General features: G+C 64.7%; 14 protein-coding genes, 1 tRNA gene and 1 pseudogene. 14 read left to right on the forward strand and 2 right to left on the reverse strand.

Translation table 11 applies throughout. The features are described from left to right. The 4 genes from AC4PWQ_RS04780 to AC4PWQ_RS04795 all read left to right on the forward strand — a co-directional run. A partial coding sequence (locus AC4PWQ_RS04780) for a hypothetical protein (protein WP_492089929.1) occupies positions 1-901 on the forward strand: 901 nt, incomplete at its 5' end. Continuing rightward, entirely contained in the window at positions 891-1,316 is a 426-nt protein-coding gene (gene rsfS / locus AC4PWQ_RS04785) for a ribosome silencing factor (protein ID WP_371152376.1), read from the forward strand. The genes AC4PWQ_RS04780 and rsfS, both read left to right, overlap by 11 nt. Positions 1,317-1,917: 601 nt before the next feature. Further along, positions 1,918-1,990: transfer RNA gene (locus AC4PWQ_RS04790), tRNA-Ala, on the forward strand. A gap of 175 nt (positions 1,991-2,165) precedes the next feature. After that, positions 2,166-2,765 carry a GNAT family N-acetyltransferase gene (locus AC4PWQ_RS04795; RefSeq protein ID WP_492089930.1) on the forward strand — a complete coding sequence of 200 codons (600 nt, stop codon included), beginning with the start codon at positions 2,166-2,168 and terminating at the stop codon, positions 2,763-2,765. 47 nt (positions 2,766-2,812) lie between these two features. On the opposite strand, the gene AC4PWQ_RS04800 is transcribed toward AC4PWQ_RS04795, so the two are convergent. Beyond that, positions 2,813-3,454, reverse strand: coding sequence for an HAD hydrolase-like protein (locus AC4PWQ_RS04800; protein WP_492089931.1), 642 nt, complete (start codon positions 3,452-3,454; stop codon positions 2,813-2,815). A gap of 185 nt (positions 3,455-3,639) precedes the next feature. Between AC4PWQ_RS04800 and AC4PWQ_RS04805 the strand changes: the two genes are divergently transcribed. Then, positions 3,640-5,343, forward strand: coding sequence for a hypothetical protein (locus AC4PWQ_RS04805; RefSeq protein WP_492089932.1), 1,704 nt, complete (start codon positions 3,640-3,642; stop codon positions 5,341-5,343). A gap of 228 nt (positions 5,344-5,571) precedes the next feature. After that, entirely contained in the window at positions 5,572-7,050 is a 1,479-nt protein-coding gene (locus tag AC4PWQ_RS04810; RefSeq protein ID WP_492089933.1) for a hypothetical protein, read from the forward strand. 819 nt (positions 7,051-7,869) lie between these two features. Here AC4PWQ_RS04810 and AC4PWQ_RS04815 read toward each other — a convergent pair. Continuing rightward, complete coding sequence (locus tag AC4PWQ_RS04815; protein WP_492089934.1) at positions 7,870-9,177, reverse strand: ISL3 family transposase; 1,308 nt, start codon at positions 9,175-9,177, stop codon at positions 7,870-7,872. 423 nt (positions 9,178-9,600) lie between these two features. Here AC4PWQ_RS04815 and AC4PWQ_RS04820 point away from each other — a divergent pair, with 423 nt between their 5' ends. The 8 genes and pseudogenes from AC4PWQ_RS04820 (at position 9,601) to AC4PWQ_RS04855 (ending at position 17,129) form a co-directional block, all read left to right on the forward strand. Then, positions 9,601-9,930 (forward strand): hypothetical protein, encoded by a 330-nt coding sequence (locus AC4PWQ_RS04820; protein WP_492089935.1) that lies wholly within the window; start codon positions 9,601-9,603, stop codon positions 9,928-9,930. Positions 9,931-10,329: 399 nt separating this feature from the next. Continuing rightward, positions 10,330-10,455 carry a hypothetical protein gene (locus AC4PWQ_RS04825; protein ID WP_492089936.1) on the forward strand — a complete coding sequence of 42 codons (126 nt, stop codon included), beginning with the start codon at positions 10,330-10,332 and terminating at the stop codon, positions 10,453-10,455. A 34-nt stretch (positions 10,456-10,489) separates the two neighbouring features. Next, complete coding sequence (locus AC4PWQ_RS04830) at positions 10,490-10,876, forward strand: hypothetical protein (protein ID WP_492089937.1); 387 nt, start codon at positions 10,490-10,492, stop codon at positions 10,874-10,876. Between the two features lie 460 nt (positions 10,877-11,336). Continuing rightward, positions 11,337-12,293 (forward strand): AAA family ATPase, encoded by a 957-nt coding sequence (locus tag AC4PWQ_RS04835; RefSeq protein WP_371176769.1) that lies wholly within the window; start codon positions 11,337-11,339, stop codon positions 12,291-12,293. Between the two features lie 83 nt (positions 12,294-12,376). Next, positions 12,377-14,908 carry a S8 family peptidase gene (locus tag AC4PWQ_RS04840; protein WP_371176770.1) on the forward strand — a complete coding sequence of 844 codons (2,532 nt, stop codon included), beginning with the start codon at positions 12,377-12,379 and terminating at the stop codon, positions 14,906-14,908. 431 nt (positions 14,909-15,339) lie between these two features. Beyond that, a pseudogene (locus AC4PWQ_RS04845) lies at positions 15,340-15,438 on the forward strand (hypothetical protein); the annotation flags it as partial. 267 nt (positions 15,439-15,705) lie between these two features. Beyond that, entirely contained in the window at positions 15,706-15,948 is a 243-nt protein-coding gene (locus AC4PWQ_RS04850; protein ID WP_492089938.1) for a helix-turn-helix transcriptional regulator, read from the forward strand. After that, positions 15,945-17,129 (forward strand): type II toxin-antitoxin system HipA family toxin, encoded by a 1,185-nt coding sequence (locus AC4PWQ_RS04855; protein ID WP_492089939.1) that lies wholly within the window; start codon positions 15,945-15,947, stop codon positions 17,127-17,129. Before AC4PWQ_RS04850 ends, AC4PWQ_RS04855 begins: the two co-directional genes overlap by 4 nt. The last annotated feature ends 131 nt before the right edge of the window (positions 17,130-17,260 follow it).

Genomic DNA, 17,260 nt, shown 5'->3' on the forward strand with positions numbered 1-17,260 from the left:
CAACGAGTCTCTTGGGACCCATAGACGTTTTTCGTGCGCCGCTTCAGCCGGCGGCCTGGCGGGGGCCGCAGACGCGGCAGGTTCGCCGGCCGAGGTCGGCGTGGCCGGCCGCCCCTACCTGGACGCCGTGCCCGCCTTCCCGATCTCCGCCGAGCCCGCCACCGAGCAGGTGGCCGACTGGCCCCTGCGGGGCGAGGGCCAGGCCGCGCCGCTGGCGCAGGCCGGCTTCGGCGACCTGGTCAGCGGGGCAATCGACCCCACCACCGACCCCGACCAGCCCCTGCTTGCCGGGGCAGACCGCGCCTTCGCGCCGGTTAGCCTGGGCGAGCAGGGCGGCTCCAGCGAGCCTGAGGTCACCCAGGGCAGCTGGACGCCCGGGGCGGGCGGCGCTTTCGAGGCCGTCAGCGCCGGCGCCGAGGACGCTGCGGTGAGCGGCGAGAGCGTGCAGCTCGACCGCGCCGAGGCCCGCGAGGAGGCCGGTGACGGCGCGGCTGCTGGGGAGGGCGATGGGCGGAACGTCGGCCACCTGCAGGAGACCGCGGGAGGTGCCTGGGACCAGGCGGCAAACGACGCTGCGGCCGGCGAGCCGCTGCTGGGGGCCGGCGAGCGCGTCGCCTCCCCGTACGGCGCCGGCTTTACCACGCAGGAAGCCACCGAGCAGGTGGGCGACATGCAAAACGACCTGCGCAGGATCACCGGCCCGCTGCCCGTGGCAGAGGAGGCCGCCGAGACGGAGCTCGAAGAGCCCAAGCGCGGCATGCTGCTGTGGATCCTGCTGGGCATCCTGGTGGCCGTGGTGGTGGCGCTGGGCGTCTACCTTGGACTTAAGCACGCCGGCGTGATCTCCGCGTACGGGATCGAGCCGGCTATGAACTGGAATTGGAGTTTTAGTGGCAGCTGAACTGGAAGCGATTGAGGCAACCCGCGCAGCGGCGCGAGCGGCGGCCTCCAAGAAGGCGGCCTCCGTGGTCGCGCTAGACGTCTCCGAGCGCATCGTGCTCACCGACGTGTTCCTGGTGGCCAGCGCGGACAACGAGCGCCAGGTGCGCGCCATCGTGGACGCGATCGACGAGGAGATGCACAAGCGCGGCATGAAGACCCTGCGCCAGGAAGGCGTGCTGGAGGGCCGCTGGGCGCTACTGGACTACGGCAGCGTGGTGGTGCACGTGCAGCACGAGGAGGACCGCGAGTTCTACGCCCTCGAACGGCTCTGGAGTGACTGCCCGGCAATCGAGCTGGACCTAGAAGGCGTGGAGGTAGAAGCCGACCCGCTTGACCTGGACGCGTACCTCTACGGCGGCGCAAATCAGGGCTGACCCGGAAACCTGGACGCAAGGGCGGGGTGCTTACTTGTTGGCACCCCGCCCTCTGCTGTGTCCGGGCGCGTTGGTGTGTGTGGGCGCGCCTGCCCGTTGGGCGCGCCTGTCCGTTGGGCGCGCCTGCGGGGCGACCCTTGCGCCGAGACTTGTCCAAAGCTCACGAAACTTGTCCATAGCGGTACCTCTAAGGACAAGTCTCGGCGGCCATTGACAAGTTTCGGCGAGGAGAGGGGCTGGGGGTGCTCGAGCCTGAGGCGGATTTGCGGGGGCCCGGTATCCGGTTTCGACGTTTGTGGCTTCATCTCGACGTTTGGTGGTGAATCTAGACGTTAGCTGGGGTGGCAACGTCGAGTTGAGCAGGCGAACGTCGAGTTGAACAGGCGAACGTCGAGTTGAGCAGGCGAACGTCGAGTTGAGGGGCGGAACGTCGGGCTGGGGGTCCGGTTGGGGCGGCTTAGACGCACGAAGCGGCGCGAGCCGAGGTGACACGGGCACTTTTCGTTGGAATTACACCGATGTGACTAAGTGTGAGGCGGGTAACGCCGTCTCGATTTGCTTCATTCGAGAGGCGCCCGCTAATATTTCTCTTGTTCCAAACGGGGCTATGGCGCAGTTGGTAGCGCGCCTCCATGGCATGGAGGAGGTCAGGGGTTCGAATCCCCTTAGCTCCACAGAATATGGTGATCGGGCGGAGAGCGTAAGCTCTCCGCCCGAGTCGTTTCGGTTGAAGACCGGCCAACCCGGGTGCAGCGGGATTAGCCAGTCGGCCGCCCAGTCCCTAGTCCCGGCCAAGAACCACCCCATGCCCCGATGCATTGGGGCTAGATAACCGGAAAGGGGAGCACTGTGGAGGTCGTGATCAGGCCGTGGCGCGGCGGTGACGCCGCCCGCCTGCTGGAGCTGTACCGCGCCACCCCAGACCTGGCGCGACAGCTGCCGGCTCTGGAGGATCTGGCCCGGGCAGAGTCCTTCGTTGCTGAGAGCGCCGTCGTGGACGAACAACGGGCCGTGTGGTGCTTGGAGTACGGGGGAGTAGCCTGCGGGCTGGTGGGCGTCTCTTACGAAGGCGCCGGAGCCGGCGGCGGATTCGACCGGGGCTGGGTCTGGTACTGGAGCGCCGGCGAACTGCGCGGCAAGGGCCTGCTGAAGATGGCAGTCAAATCCGTGTGCGACTGGGCCCTGGACCTGCCGGAGGCCGACAACCGGGTGGCGCGCCAGCAGGGCGGCGGGGCGGCAGCGTCGTCCGTCGACATCGCTCAACTGGGCGCCGTCAATTCCCCGCGCCTGCGCCGCCTGGAACTGGGCTACCGCGTCAACAATCCCGCTTCTGCGGCGGTGGCGGCTCACGCCGGTTTCGTGGTGGAGGGCGTGGAGCGGGAGAAGTTCCTCATCGACGGCGTGGCCATCGACGCGGTGGTGGCCGGCAGGCTCGCATCCGACGCCTAAAACGCGCCGGGCCGGCCAGAACCCGCCGGACTCACCAAGTCCGCCCTCTAGTCCAGCAGGAGCGCGAGCAGGTCTGCGGGGGTGGGGGCGTGGTGGTCGGCGTCGTCCATCTCGCCCGGTTGGGCGTAGCCCCAGCCGACGGCGATGCACTCGATTCCCACCTCGCGGGCGCCATTCAGGTCGAAGATGCGGTCGCCCACTAGGACGGGGCGGGAGACGTCGGCGCCGGCGGCGGCCAGGCGGGCAAGGGCGTCGCGCACCACGGTGGCCTTGGTGGAATCCGGGCCGGGAGTGGCGCCGGCGATCACGGTGAAGCGGTCGGTTAGGCCCAGGTGCTCCATTTGGGCGCGTGCCATCGGCTCCTGCTTGGAGGTCGCGGTGGCCAGGGGTAGGCCGGCACTGGCTAGGCGGGCTAGAACGTCGTCCATCCCGGGGAAAAGCGGCGGTTCCAGGCAGCGCTTCACGTAGCGGGTGCGGTAGGCGGTGATGGCGGCGGGGACGTCGGCGGGCGCTACGCCCAGGTCCGGGAACGACTCCCACAGCGGCGGGCCCACCTGCTTGAGCAGCTCCGCGCGCGGCGGGACCGGTAGGCCGAGCGCCGGCAGGGTGTCCTCGAAGACGTCTATCACCACGGGGGCGGAGTCAACCAGTGTGCCGTCAACGTCGAAGAGAACGCAGGAAAATCGCATGGGGACGAGCCTAGCCAACTCCCAGCACGGCGAGCCAAGCGTCGAGCCGGGACGGTGGCCGGCATACCGGCAGACCGGCAGACGGGCAGACCGGCAGTGAAACGTCCTTGGGACGCGCACTCTCCGCTCCGGCGCAAGCGCGTGTGCCAGACTCTCTCTCTGGGCCCCGGCGTAAGTGAGGAAAAATGGATGAGCTAGCGCAGAGCTTGGTTGAAAAGACTGTCGCGTTCGTTGCGGCCGCGCAGAAAGCGAGCTGGCCGCTGCCCCTGCTGCCGGCGGACGGGGAAGCGGCCCCCACCAAGTACACGGCCAGGAGCGCGCTACTGGACCCGGCGGACTTTGGCTTCCAGGCCACCGCGCGGTTTGACGCCGCCGGTATTAGCGCATACTGCCTCGACCTGCGCGCGGCGGCGAACTACGACCAGGCCGAAGACGAGGAAGACCAGGAAAGCATCCTGCAGGACTTCAACGAAGCCTTTGAGCTGTTGTGTGACCACTTTGATGTGCCGTTCATGGCGGTTACCGGCGACGAGCGGACGGGATACCGCTGGTGGGTTCTGCCCGGCGGCCTGGGGCTTCACCTGGTCTTCACCGACGAAGTAGCAGTCGAGCTGTGGGTGACTGGCTGCGGCCCGGCTGGTGTGGGAGGTGCCGGCCTGGCTTCTGACGTCGAAAAGGTCGCCACGGCTCCCGCCGCAAGCACCGCCCCGCGCGATGCGGCGAGCCCGGAGCAGGCCAGCGCGGGGGAGAGCAGCCTAGTGGAGTTGGCGGCCGAGCTCATGGGTGGCCAGTGGTCCAAGGACCGCGACTCCCTGTTGAGTTTTGCGGCCAGCCAGGGGTGGGTACGGTTGTCGGGCTCGGATGAGTACTTCTTCCTCTCCGGCGGCGTGTCTGGCGCGAAGCGGGCGGAGAGCCACCCGGGCGGCGAGCCGCTTAGCGGTGTCATTTGCACCCCGCCGCAGGTGTTGGTGACCGGCAACGGCTTGCGCCCCACCAGGTTGACGTTGACTTTGCCGAACCAGTGGGTGGACGACGTTTCGCTTGCCGCCCTCTCCGCGCGCCTTGGCCCCGCCGAGGCCGGGCAAGGTGAGGCCGGGCCGACCGGGCAAGGTGAGGCCGGGTCGGCCGGGCAGGCCGGGCAGGACGGGCCGGGGGAGAAGCACACGTGGCGAGTGGGGCCCCGAGTGCTGGAGCTGTCCTGCGACGGCGCACAGGCGCGGCTAGTGGTGTGGGAGGAACCCGCAGGATGGGAGGACCTGCTGGATGGGGACCAGATCCTGTCCTACGCGCTTGACCTGGTGGAGGAGCTGACTGCAGGTAGCGAGCCGTTGGATGCGGCAGACGTGGAGCAGCTCGCCGCAAAACACGGCTGGACCAAGACCGAGTGCGACGAGGACGGCAAGGAACTCTTCCTCAGCCCGCGCGCACCGTGGGGCTTGCCCGGGGTGGTGGTGGACTACCACAACGCGGCGGTGAGGCAGATCCTGTTCCACTGCATGCCCGGTTCGCGAGCCTTGGCCGGGGAAAGAGGACGGTGGGGGCTGGAAGACGACCTGCTGGAGCAGCTGGAGAGCCGGTGCGGGGAGTACGAGCTAGTGGAGTCGTCCTGGTTTGGATACGAGCGTCCGTGGCGCCACCTAGACGAACAAGACGACGTGGACAGCTACGTGTTCTGGGCGGCCAACCGGCGCTCGCGGATCACGGTCAAGCACCACAGCCATCAGCTTCCCATCGTGGTGGACTACCCACTGGTTTACCAGCCGCCCCAGCAGGTTGCCCTCGAGTTTCAGGCGCATCCGTTGGGAGTTAAGGAAACCCGCAGTAAGCACGTGTGGTTGCTCGCGCTCCTTATCCCGCTGTTGGCGCTCCTGGTCTGGCGCCTTTGGTAGGCGCAAGGAGGCGCGGTGCCGACAGGGGGCGGTTTGGGCTAGAAGCAGGGCGGGAGGAACGTCGTACCGCCTAACGCCCCCGTTAACGGGCCCCGCTTCGCGCCGAGCGGGCGGGCTGGCCCGGCCTAATCCGTTGGCCATCAAGGCAATTGGTTGACCGGCGAGGCGGGGCAGGCAACGCTTGTGACAGACTTGCGGCGAAAGTGCCGAGCACAGTGAGGTTGAGGTATGGATCCATTAGCCGAATCCCTGGCGTGGAGAACCGTGGACTTTGTGGAGGCCGCTGAACGCGTCAGCTGGCCGCTACCGCTGAGCGGCCCGTCCCACACGCTCACGCGCCGCACCGCCAAAAGCACGGCACTGAACCCCGCCGACTTCGGGTTGATAAGCCAAGCTCAATTCGACGCCACGGGTCTAATCGCCTACGGGATCGACCTGCGCGCCAGCATGGAGGCATTCCCGGAAGCCGCATACGCCGACGAGGAACAGATCCTCACCAGCCTGGAGATCGCCTACGACTTGTTCTCCTCTGAGTTCGGCACGCCGCGAATCTGCCCCGGCCTGGAGGAGGGGACGGGGTACTACTGGTGGCATCGGCCCAGTGGTCTTCGCCTGCACCTGTGCTTCACCGCCGAGGCCACCTCGGAACTCTGGGTGGCAAGACCGGCAGAGCAAGAGACACCTCAAGCAACACCGGCAAGCATGGTGTGGGACCACATCGACGCGCTGGTCGCCACCGACGCGGCAGAGAGCCAATACAACTTGGCCCGCTTGGCGCGTGAGCGCGGGTGGACCGTGCTTTCCGACTCCTATAAGTATTTCTACCTAAGCCGTGGGGCCGGTGGCCCAGCGCAGCTATCGGAGAGCCACCCGCTCGGTATCCCGGACTATGCAACTATCTGTGGCCCGCCCGAGATAGCGGTAGTCGCGGGCCTGCCCGGCACTAACCGTGTCACCACAACCTTCCCTGCGGTGGCGGAGCCGGAGGCGCTAATCGCTCAACTGCGCTCCCGGTATGGGGCAGGCCGGAGCGAGCAAACGGGCGGCGAAACCAAATACACCTGGGACCTAGACCAGGGCAAGACACTCATCGTGAGGCTCCGGGGGCCCGAGGTCACGGTCGGCGTGTTTGTCAGCAGGCCCAGCGTGACGCGGGCAGAAGTGATGCAGGAAGACGCGTCTGTGGCATTGGCGTTCATAGAGCAGATCAGGGAGAAGTCCACTGCAATCACGGCCGCTGACATAGACGAGTTTGCGCGGGTCCACGGCTGGGTGAAGGTGGAGCGGGCGTGGGCAACGGAAGATGTCTTCTTTACCCGCCAAGGCTGTGAGGGCAGGCCGGGCGTGGTGGTCACCTACCGCGACGGGGTGGTGGTGGAGAGGGTTTATTTCCAGACGCTGCCGCGCGGAATTCCCGCCTCCCACGTGGACGACGTTCACACCGCCCTGCCGGAGTTGCTTGGCCAGCTGGACGCGAGGTTTGACTCGGTCGGAAAACAAACGTCGCCCGCCGAGCTGTTGGCGGATGGATACCGAGGTAAGGCCGCTGCGCGTGGGGCAGGCGACTATCGCTTCCTGGCCCAGAACGGATCGGCGTGGGAGAGTGAGCCGGTCAACGCCCAGGGCAAGACGCCCCTCGGTTTCAAAGCCTTGGTGTTCGTTCTGGGGGTGCTGACGGTGACCCTGATAGCGGCGTTGCTCACCTGAGCAGCGTCGAGCGGCGCGTGCAAAGGGTCTGGGCTGAATGCTGTGGCCCGCCAGCCACCTGGTGCGCGTGATGTTATTGCGGCGGCACACCTGGCTGATGACGGTGTAGTACAGCGACTCCACGACCAGGAGGGCCCCAAGCGCCAGGTAGAACCACTCATACGCGGCGGAAATGACGGGCCCGCTTGCGTCTGCTTCCGCGATGGTGACACCGCCTTCTACTAGTCGAACCTGCTGCGGCTGGCCACCCCTGGTTAAGCGTCTCCATCCCTTGATGTAGATAACCGATCACGCCATAAACCTTGATGGGCTGAATAAACGTGCAGGTTGCGTGCCCGACACCATGCAGAGTCTCAGACACCTCAGGGATATCGGAGGTCGAATTGACGCCAGTGGGCATCACGGGGCCCACTGGCGTTGAACGTCAAGGAGACGAGCTGGCCATACCTGCCAGAGTGTGGGTACCTGTCCGTACGCATGGAGGATGAGTTCGGATATCGTCTCGCTCGTAATCGCGAGCATTTCGCTACTGGTCGCAGGACTGTCGCTCGGGTGGCAGATCGCGCAATGGCTTCTGTCTGGTGGCCGCCCAAAGGCAACGCTGCTACATGGCGTGCAAGGTCGTGGAGGAGTCGTTACCGGTCCAGTTGAAAAGGCGGGGAGGCCTCGCAACGTAGAGGACCTGCGCAAGCAGGGGTTCTACGGCCCCGAGGTCGTCGGTGTACAGGTCACCAACCACGGCCGAGCATCAGTGGCGGTTGAATCGGTTGCTCTTTGCTCAAGAGGGGGTGGTATTTCCTACGTACCTAATGGGGCTCTTCACAATGCAGGGTGTAGTTGGGGTCTGAATCCGCCGGTCTCGAGCAGTGATCTGGCGATGTAGTTGGTGAGGTTGCGAAAGCCGAGTGCGGATCCGCGGAGGTGTTCGAGGCGGCCGTTCAGGGCTTCGGTAGGGCCGTTCGAGGTGCCGGGTCGGTCGAAGTAGGCCAGCACGTCGGTGGCGCGTTTCTTCAGGGTGCGTCCGAGGGTGATGACCTCACCTAAGACGTTGGGGACACCGCTGCTGATGCTGGCGATGAGTGCTTCCATGCGGGCGCGGCCGTTGGCTCGGTCGGGGTCGCGGTAGGCGGCGACCAGCGTCTGGTAGACGCCGTAGGTGGCCTCTAGTTGCACGTGGTCGTCGCCGGTGAACAAGGCGTCGAGGCGGGCTTGTTGTCGGGGGGTGAGGAGGTCGGCTCCGGTGTGGAGGGTGCGCCGTGCCCGGTACAGGGGGTCCTGAGCGCGGCCGCGGTGGCCGTGGAGTTCTTGCTGGATCCGGCGCCGGCACTGGTCGAGGGCGTCACCGGCGAGCCTCACGACGTGGAACGGGTCCATGACCGCGGTGGCTTTGGGCAACTCTTCGGTGGTGGCGGTCTTGAAGCCGGTGAACCCATCCATGGCCACGACGTCTACGCCGGCCCGCCATGCTTCGGGTCGGGCAGCGAGCCACGTCTTGAACGCCTGCTTGGAGCGGCCCTCGACCATGTCCAGCAGGCGGGCTGGGCCGGTGTCATCCCTGATCGGGGTGAGGTCGATGATCACGGTGACGTACTTGTCGCCGTGACGGGTGTGGCGCCACACGTGCTCATCGACGCCGAGCACATGGACGCCGTCGAAACGCCGCGGATCGTTGATCAACAGCCGCTTGCCCTCGGCCAAGACGGCGTCGTTGGCGGTGTTCCACGACACTGCCAGCCCTTCGGCGATCCGGGCCACGCTCAGATGCGCGACCACGAGTCCTTCCAACGCCCACCGCAACGCCCGTCGGGACAACTTCTCCCGCGGCTCGGCGGCTCTGCTCATGTCCTGACGCCACACATGCCCGCACTCGCCGCAGCGGTAGCGACGCACGGTGACGAGCAAGATGGTGGGTCGCCAGCCGAACGGTTCGTGCGCCAGACGACGCACCACGGTGCCACGTGGTGTTCCCTCGCAGCCGCACCGCCGGCACCACTGGTCCGGCTCAACGACCCGGCAGGCCAACACGGCACGCTTCGGCTCGATCTGTTGGCCCACGACCTCCAGGCCGAGCTCGTCGAGGCGGGTGAACATGGTCAGGTCAGGGGGCGTGAAGGTAGCGTGAGGCACGTCGAGGTCTTCCGGATGGTGAGTGTGAGAACTTCCATCTTCGGGAGGCCTCGACCCTCATCCGCGGACCGACGCGCCGCCGTGATCACCCCGCCTCTACACCCTCAAATGTGATGAGCCCCTAATGGAGACCTGAATGGCCCGCAGCTTCCATATCGTCTTGATGCCGGAACAAACGAAACTTGGTTTGTGGACGCGGAACTCGGGCGCAGTCTGGTCGCCGTTTCGCGTAACTCTCTTCAGAAGCCGACCCAGGGTGTCTACATGACTGTGACACTTGGCACTGGGAAGACCATCGAGACACCTACGACGCTTCGAATATAGCTTCAGAAACCGCAGCATAGGATCCCGAGTCCTAGCTGTGCTGAAGCGGTGAAAACTGCAGCGTGATACTTGCCAAGGGCCCGTGTGTCGTTGCGGGCCTTGATCTCAGATTGGTCGGTTGGGGCGACTGCTGTGGTCAACGCCCTCAACCGCAAGTCCATTGTGACCATCTTGGATGAGGAGGGCGCCCTGCCGATCTCCGTGACCTATGCGCTGTCGGAACTGTCTGAGTACTGGGGCGCTGCCCAAGAGAACTGGTACCTGGAGCTCGCCGAGAGGGACACGGTGCAGGGAGGCACGTGGCTGAGGGAGTTCCAGCGCCAGCTCAAGCCGCTGCCGGGGCCGACGAGCCTGACCTACGGAGGCAAGCACTTCCTGGCGCTCGCGGGTGTGCTGCTGCTGGCGGTCATCGTCAGGGTCTTTTGGTAGGGCGGAAAGGGGACGCCGTGCAAAGTCAGTGGGCCGTGGCCGTGCAGGTGCGAAAGTGGCCGGGCGGCAGGGCGAGCGATTACTTCCAGCCCGCCACGCTGGTTGTCGAGGTGACGAACGATGGCTGGCCGGCCGCGCGGGCACAGTACCTGTTGCGGGGGCAGACGTGCGCGGTGGAGCCGTGGCCCGGCGTGAGGACGTACGGGGTGTGGCCGCAGGTGCTAATCACAGTGGAGGAGGGTGAGCGCGCCGAGATCTGGGTGGACCGCCCCCTGCCCAGCCAGGACGACGAGCTGCTGCTGCGCGGCCGGTACGTGGCCGGACGGGGTGAGATCGAGAGCCCGGGGGAGCGCGCTGGGGAGGGCTCGGGGGAGGGTGCCGGGGAAGGCGCTGGGCCGGGTGCCGGCGAGGGCGCTGGGCCGGGTGCTGGGCCGGGTGCTGGGGAGGGCGCTGGGCCGGGTGCTGGGCCGGGTGCTGGGGAGGGCGCTGGGCCGGGTGCTGGCGAGGGCGGGCGCGTTGAGGTGATGATCGCGCGCGCCCTTTTTGAGCGCTTGCCCAGTTGCACGACGTTCCCGCCGACCTGCCCGAAGGCGCGGTGGAGTTCGTGGCGGCCCCAGGCGAGGGCCGGGACGAGGACGGAATCGATAATTTCCCGGCGTTTGGGGCGTGGCACGTGCGTGCGGGAGATGAGGTGTGGCGCGCGGTGGAGGTGGAGCCGGTGCTGGACGCCGAGCGCGAGCACGTGCAGGCGCGGCGCTACCAGGTGTGGCGCGACGGCGATCTGGACGCCAGGTGGCGGGTGATGCGCGGCGCTGCGGGCGTCCGGGTTTGGGCGGGGCGGGCCTGCGCGGAGGTGGATGAGCCGCTGAGCGGGGAGCAGGTGGACGCACTGCCCGGTCCCGTGCGGGCACTGATCGAGGCGTTGCCGGAGCCCGGAGGCGGCTAGGGAAGCGGCGGCTCGCGAAGCTTGGCCAGGGCGTGCAGCAAGTTGGCGTTCACCAGAATGCCGGGCGCTTGGGGAAGCTCCGAGACTTGGACCTCCACCTGTTGCTCGCGTGTCGAGGCCGTGGACTTGCCCGCCTCACGAAAGCCGCCTTCTAGCGACCAATCAACTGTTCACAGCCCCGTTCGCGTCTGGAGGCCTCGGCAATAGTCATCTCTCTGGCCAGGACACTTAACACAATCTTGGCCTTCTCCCTCACCGGAATCACTGATGGTCTTCCCATGCCGAGCTCTCCTTCAGGACCTACATGACGTCCCCGCCACAACGTCTGACGCGGGACACCCGGAACAACCGAGCCACAAACAAGGTAACGGAGTGCTCATGACGGCGCGGCTCTCTATGTTCCAGCAGCTTGCCGCTAAGATACAGATTCGGGGACGGACGGTTGTTCAAGGAGGCAGATATGGCGCGTGCTGACCTGCTACTTGACCTCGTCGAAGCCGAGAGGCGTGGTGACCGAGACCGATTTCGGGTCCTCGTCGAAGCTGTGATCGCCGAGGAGCGAGCGAACCAGCACCACCTAGTCGCCGACCGCTTGTCCGAGCTGATCAGCACCACTGGGCAGAGCGCGCCGCGTGACGACCATGCTGCAGCCATGCGCGACCTGATCCAGGAGATCGTTCCCCAACGACGCCTGGAAGAGCTAGAGCTTGCAGCGGTTCCTCATCGAGTCGTCGCTGAGTTGATTGAGGAGCAAAAGCGTTCCGAGCTGCTCCGCAGCTACGGGATCGAGCCCCGCAATCGTATCCTGTTGTCAGGTCCGCCAGGCAACGGCAAAACCAGCGTCGCTGAGGCCATCGCTTCGGAACTGATGCTGCCTTTCTACGTCATCCGCTATGAAGGAGTGGTCTCAAGCTTCTTGGGTGAAACTGCAGCTCGGCTCGACAATGCCTTCGAGTTCGCGCGGACTCGTCGTTGCGTCCTGTTTTTCGATGAACTTGACACCATAGCTAAGGAGCGATCGGACGAGCACGAGACAGGTGAGATCAAGCGCGTGGTCTCGACTCTGCTGCTCCAGATCGACCGGCTCCCTCCTCATGTCCTTTTAGTGGGGGCGACTAACCACAGTGAGCTTCTCGACCGAGCAGCATGGCGACGCTTCCAGATCCGCGCCGAACTCGAACCACCCAGCCGTGCTCAAGCGACACGTTTTCTCGAACGCCTCGCTGCCCGGCTTGGCGGCGATCTCGGCTTTGCCCCGCGTACTCTGGCGGACAAGCTTGCAGGAGCTAGCTTCTCCGAACTGGAAGAATTCGCTCTCGACGTGCGGCGCAGAGCAGTCCTCGAACTCCCCGACAGCGACATCAGGAGGATCGTCCGAGAACGGCTGGAACACAGACGAGACCAGGCAACGGAATGACCGCCGAGCCTCGGCCCCTCCTGGCGTTTGGGCCGCCAAGAGTTGCGAGCAGACCAAAACAAGAGAACCGCAATCTGCCACGCGTGTCCAAACCAGCGGCCGGTAGGCAGGGTTCACGTCTGAAACCGCAGTTCGGTGAACTGCGCGCGGCGTTCGATGCTGAGCGCGCGCGTCTCTCTCCTGACACGCCGGACGAGGTGGATCCGGCGTTGGTAGTGGTCTTTGATCTCGCCGGCAGCGTCACCGATTTCCGTAACGCCATCGATAAGATCGATGGGCTGGAGTTCTTGACAGAGTTGATCGGGGAGCAATCTGCCCCTGACGACGATTTCCACATGGTGGAGTCCAAGAGTGGCCGTACGGACAAGCCTGTCCAGCACTCCCTGTACTTGGTGCTGTCTAACGCCAAAGCGATTGATCAACTCATAAGCTTGTTCGAGGCTTGGCAAACAGACCCGGCAGCAAAGTTTGCTCATGGTCTCGGTAAGTTCAAAGCGGCGTTTCAACAGCTCACCTCAATCAGACGCTGGGGTCCAGAGGATCGAATCCGAGAGACTGGCCTTCGCGAGCAGTGGCAAGAGACCCTCGACCTCGTTGGCCAGTCCGTGAGCTTTGTGATGATTGAAATAGAGCTGTGGTACCGCTCAAATGCTCAACACCGCGCCTCTGCGGAGATGCACGTCGAGCAGGTCATCGCTGACAGTGGCGGACGTGTGCTCGATCGCTCTCAGATCGGGGGCATCAGTTACCATGCTTTGCTTGCGGAACTGCCAATACAACAGGTTCATTCCCTGATGACCGACGGCGCCGAGTCGATCCAGCTATTGGTGACAGACGAAGTCATGTTTGTTAGCCCGTTCAGCCCTATGAACCTTGCACCGCCAACCACCGAAACGAGGATTCGAGTCGACTTGCCACCTCGGGAAGGCGCTACCTCTTACTTCCCTAGGATCGCCCTGCTTGATGGGATGCCGTTCGTTAACCATGACGCCCTCGCAGGTCGACTGGTAATCGACGATCCTGATGGTATTGGGGAGGACTATCCGCTGGCCTTTCGTAACCACGGCACGGCAATGGCGTCTTTGATCATTCATGGAGACCTTGCCACTCGCAGTGAACCGATCAACCAGCCCCTATACGTGCGACCAATCATGCGACCCCACGAGTTCGTGTCAGGACACGAACAGATACTGCCAGACCGGCTGTTCCCTGACCTGCTGCACCGCGCGGTTAAACGAATCGTCGAAGGTGATGCCGGTCGAGATCCTGTCGCACCAAGCGTGCGCGTCATAAACCTCTCCGTCGGTTCCCAAGCACGAGCGCTCGTGAGCAGGATGAGTCCCGTAGGTCGGCTAATAGACTGGCTAGCGCACTCCTACAACCTGCTATTCATCGTCAGCGCTGGCAACCACCTCGGACCGATCGCGATTCCCGTTACCGCAGCCAGCGACCCCGAAGCTGCTCGTTCCGCTGCAATACGATCCATCCATGACCGTGCACTGTTGCGCGGCATCCTCCCTCCAGGGGATGCTCTCAACGCACTCACTATCGGAGCGACGCACACTGATGGGCTCGGTGATATAGATGTACCGGACACCTCCTGGGACATTACCCACCAGGACGGACCTGCCCTCTACGGTGCGACGGGGCCAGGTGTAGGTCGATCGGTCAAGCCCGACCTACACCACATTGGTGGCAGAGCGTTCTACACCCGCCCAGTCATTCCACCCGATCGACCAGAAACCGTTGACGTGCAACTGGCTCAGACCGCGACCACTGGTCCAGGGCTCCAGGTGGCTGCCCCTGGGCGAGCGGGGGAAGCCAACTACACCGTCTTCAGCGTCGGCACGAGCAACGCAACGGCATTGGTGACGCGCGAGGCCAGCCGGCTCTTCGACGTCCTTGAAGCTGGCTCCAGCGATTCAGAAGACGCACCTTTGCCAGATCCTCAATATCATCCACTACTAGTGAGAGCCCTCCTGGCCCATGCGACAAGCTGGGGGGATTGGGAAGCGCAACTGCGCCGAGAACTCAATCTGAGCAAGAAGGACGCTCGCCGACACCTGACCGCGCTCTTGGGCTACGGGCGCCTCGACACAGATCGGCTCGGCGCTGCGGCCACAAACAGAGCGGTCCTGGTCAGCGGAGGGGTGATATCTGCTGATCAACGTCACACTTACGAGTTGCCACTGCCGCCTTCGCTTCGTGCACGTGCAGAATGGCATCGCCTTACCATCACGCTGACGTACATGGCCCCCACCATCAGTCGGCTCAGCCGCTATCGAAGCGCGAAGGTGTACTTCACCACTCCAGACAAACAACTCGCAGGTGGAGAACGCATTGATGCGGAGCACAATTCGGTCAGGCGTGGGAGCCTCCAACACGAGATCGTCGAAGGCAAGCGCGCCATGGTGTTCGGCGAGGATGAAATGTTCCCGATTCACGTTGAATGCATGGACCACGCCCAACACCTTGGTGCGGGCAAGACGGTACGATACGCACTCGTGGTCTCCATCGAGACAGCAGAACAGTCATCGACCACGATCCACGACGAAGTACGGGCTATACTCCGACAGCAAGCTCGTGACCGCGCGCGCGGCCGGATTCAGAGCTGATGTGCGTGGCGAAGGGTTGTGTGCTCTGAACCGGCGTCTTCTGCGAACGTCGGGACTGGGAATGGTGTCTTGGGTTCTCTTCCGAGACTGTGGGGCACAATTCAGGCGCGGCCGTGCTTATCGCGCATCCCGACGCCAGCTATGTTTAAGCGTATGCGTACTGTTTCCGCTGTTTAGCCGAACTTTTCGCCTCGTGCTCCAGTGATGGACCTTGCTTGAACACGGCACGCATGAGCTCAATCTCGCTTATCGATGGAGTGGTTGCGGACGACGACACGAGGTTCTCGCAGGAGGCGAAAGAGCCGCTGTCCCGAGTCAGACTTAGTGGCAGGCCCGTTTTCCGGCTTTTCCGGAATGAGGATTTAGTGGCGGCGTGATCCAAGGGGAGTTGAGTCCCGCATAGTGGTGTAACCACTTGGCGGTCGTTCACGCCGGAGCATTGGGCTGAGGCGGCCAGGTTGGTGATTGAGTCTGGCAGATCGGTCGCGCATGTGGCTCGGGGGCTGGGTTTGGGTGAGCAATTGTTGGGTTGAAGGGGGCAGTAGTAGCAGGGCCGGCGGAGCCTTTAAGACGGCCGGAGAGAACGTCGTGCAAGGGGTAGACAATCACGGTGGGTGAATCGGAAGAATGCTTCCGAAATAGCGTGTTCCGGTGCCTGCCGACGTCAATGGGGTGAAGTTCCGGAAGGATTCTTCCGAAGTGCTTGATTTTGGGATGCGAGGGCCTCTAGTCTCGTGGGATCGGATGAATGTTTCCGATCTGCGGTTAGGTTAAGGGTAGCCAGGGGGGGCAGGCGGATGACAGCGGGCACCACGGTGGAACTGCGTGCGGGCGTCCCCAACTTCACCAAGCAGATCGGCGCCGCCATCCGCAAGGCTCGCAAGCATCACGGGCTCACCCAGCGCCAGCTAGCCGACCTGATTGAGCTCTCCGACCGCACGCTGCGCCAGATCGAGAACGGCGCACCAGGGCCGTCGTTTGACTCGGTCATGCGTGCAGCCTATGCCGTGGGCGTGCGAGTGGAGGTGACTGCCCCGTGATCGTCGCAGACGTTTATAAGGGCGAGCGGCTAGCTGCGTACTTCTCCCAAACCGAGAGCGGCGAGGTCGTTTTCGCCTATGCGAAGGGCTATGCCGGCCCGCCGGTGGCAACATCCCTCCCGCTCGGCGCAGGCGAGGTGGTCTGTCCGCCCGGCCAGATCCCGGCCTTCTTCGCTGGGCTTCTCCCGGAGGGTTACCGTCTGACCCGCTTGGCTAGGCAGCACAAAATCAGCTTGAGTAACGAGCTAGCCCTGCTGTTGGAGGTCGGCCGCGACACCCCGGGCGATGTGCAAATCCTTGCCCCTGGTGAGCGGCCCGGTCCGGGCACCCCCCTGATCGACGGGGCCTTCTCCGCGTGCAAGTTTGCCGACCTCCTGGACCGACCGGACGGCAAGTCCCTTCCCGGCGTGCAGGAGAAGGTCTCTGCGCTGATGATCTCGCTGCCCGCGAGGGTACGGGCGGGGAGCGCAGGGCGTGCCTGCGACGTCGAGGGAATCGTCAAGCTGACCCCGCGCAGCTACCCTCACCTGGTCGCAAACGAGTACGCGCACCTGCAGGCGGCGCAGCGGCTGGGGTTGGCGGTGGCCAAGTCACAGCTAGTTACCGACTCCGTGGGGGAGCAGGGGCTGTTCATTGAACGCTTTGACCGCGTGTGCGACGACGGAGTGATCCGCCGTATTGCCTTTGAGGACGCGGCGCAGATCCTCGAATTGGTGCCTGCCGCGAAGTACGACGTTACCGCCGAGCAGGTCATTGCCGCGCTACGCGCGCTGACAGCCGCTCCGTTGGTGGCCAATCAGAAGATGTTCACACAATTCCTGTTTGCCTGGGCCACCGGTAACGGGGACCTGCACGCCAAGAACATCGCCCTGCTGGGCAGCGAGTTCGAGCGCGAATTGGCGCCGATCTACGACGTTCCCTGCACCCTCGTCTACGGCGATGACGAGATGGCCCTCTCGATTGGCGGCAAGAAGAAGGGGCTAAAGGCGGAGCACTGGCGGCAGCTTGCCAGAGACCTCGGGCTGCCTGGGCGTGCGCTTGCAGGCATCGCCGGTGTGGTGCTGGCAGCCGCAGCGGCGGTCGACTGGGAAGCCCTGCCGTTTGAGGGCTCGGTGCGAAACGGCTGCCTGCGTGAGCTGCGGGCGCGACGCTACGAGCTAGAGGACTTGGTGAACGCCTGACTTATGGGCCGGCAGGTCGACGGGGAAGGGACGAACTGCCCGCGCCCACTCGCGCGCGCCCCCTTACCGTCCTCGCCCGCCCCTGTAACCGCGCCCTCGGCTTGCCGTAAGACTTTGGTAATAACTTGCCT

The sequence above is a fragment of the Buchananella sp. 103232 genome (genome assembly GCF_058725725.1).

Coding starts and splice junctions, on each gene's coding strand:
- AC4PWQ_RS04800 (WP_492089931.1), bottom strand. CDS start 3,454: ATGCGATTTTCCTGCGTTCTCTTCGACGTTGACGGCACACTGGTTGAC.
- AC4PWQ_RS04850 (WP_492089938.1), top strand. CDS start 15,706: ATGACAGCGGGCACCACGGTGGAACTGCGTGCGGGCGTCCCCAACTTC.
- AC4PWQ_RS04810 (WP_492089933.1), top strand. CDS start 5,572: ATGGATCCATTAGCCGAATCCCTGGCGTGGAGAACCGTGGACTTTGTG.
- AC4PWQ_RS04835 (WP_371176769.1), top strand. CDS start 11,337: ATGGCGCGTGCTGACCTGCTACTTGACCTCGTCGAAGCCGAGAGGCGT.
- AC4PWQ_RS04805 (WP_492089932.1), top strand. CDS start 3,640: ATGGATGAGCTAGCGCAGAGCTTGGTTGAAAAGACTGTCGCGTTCGTT.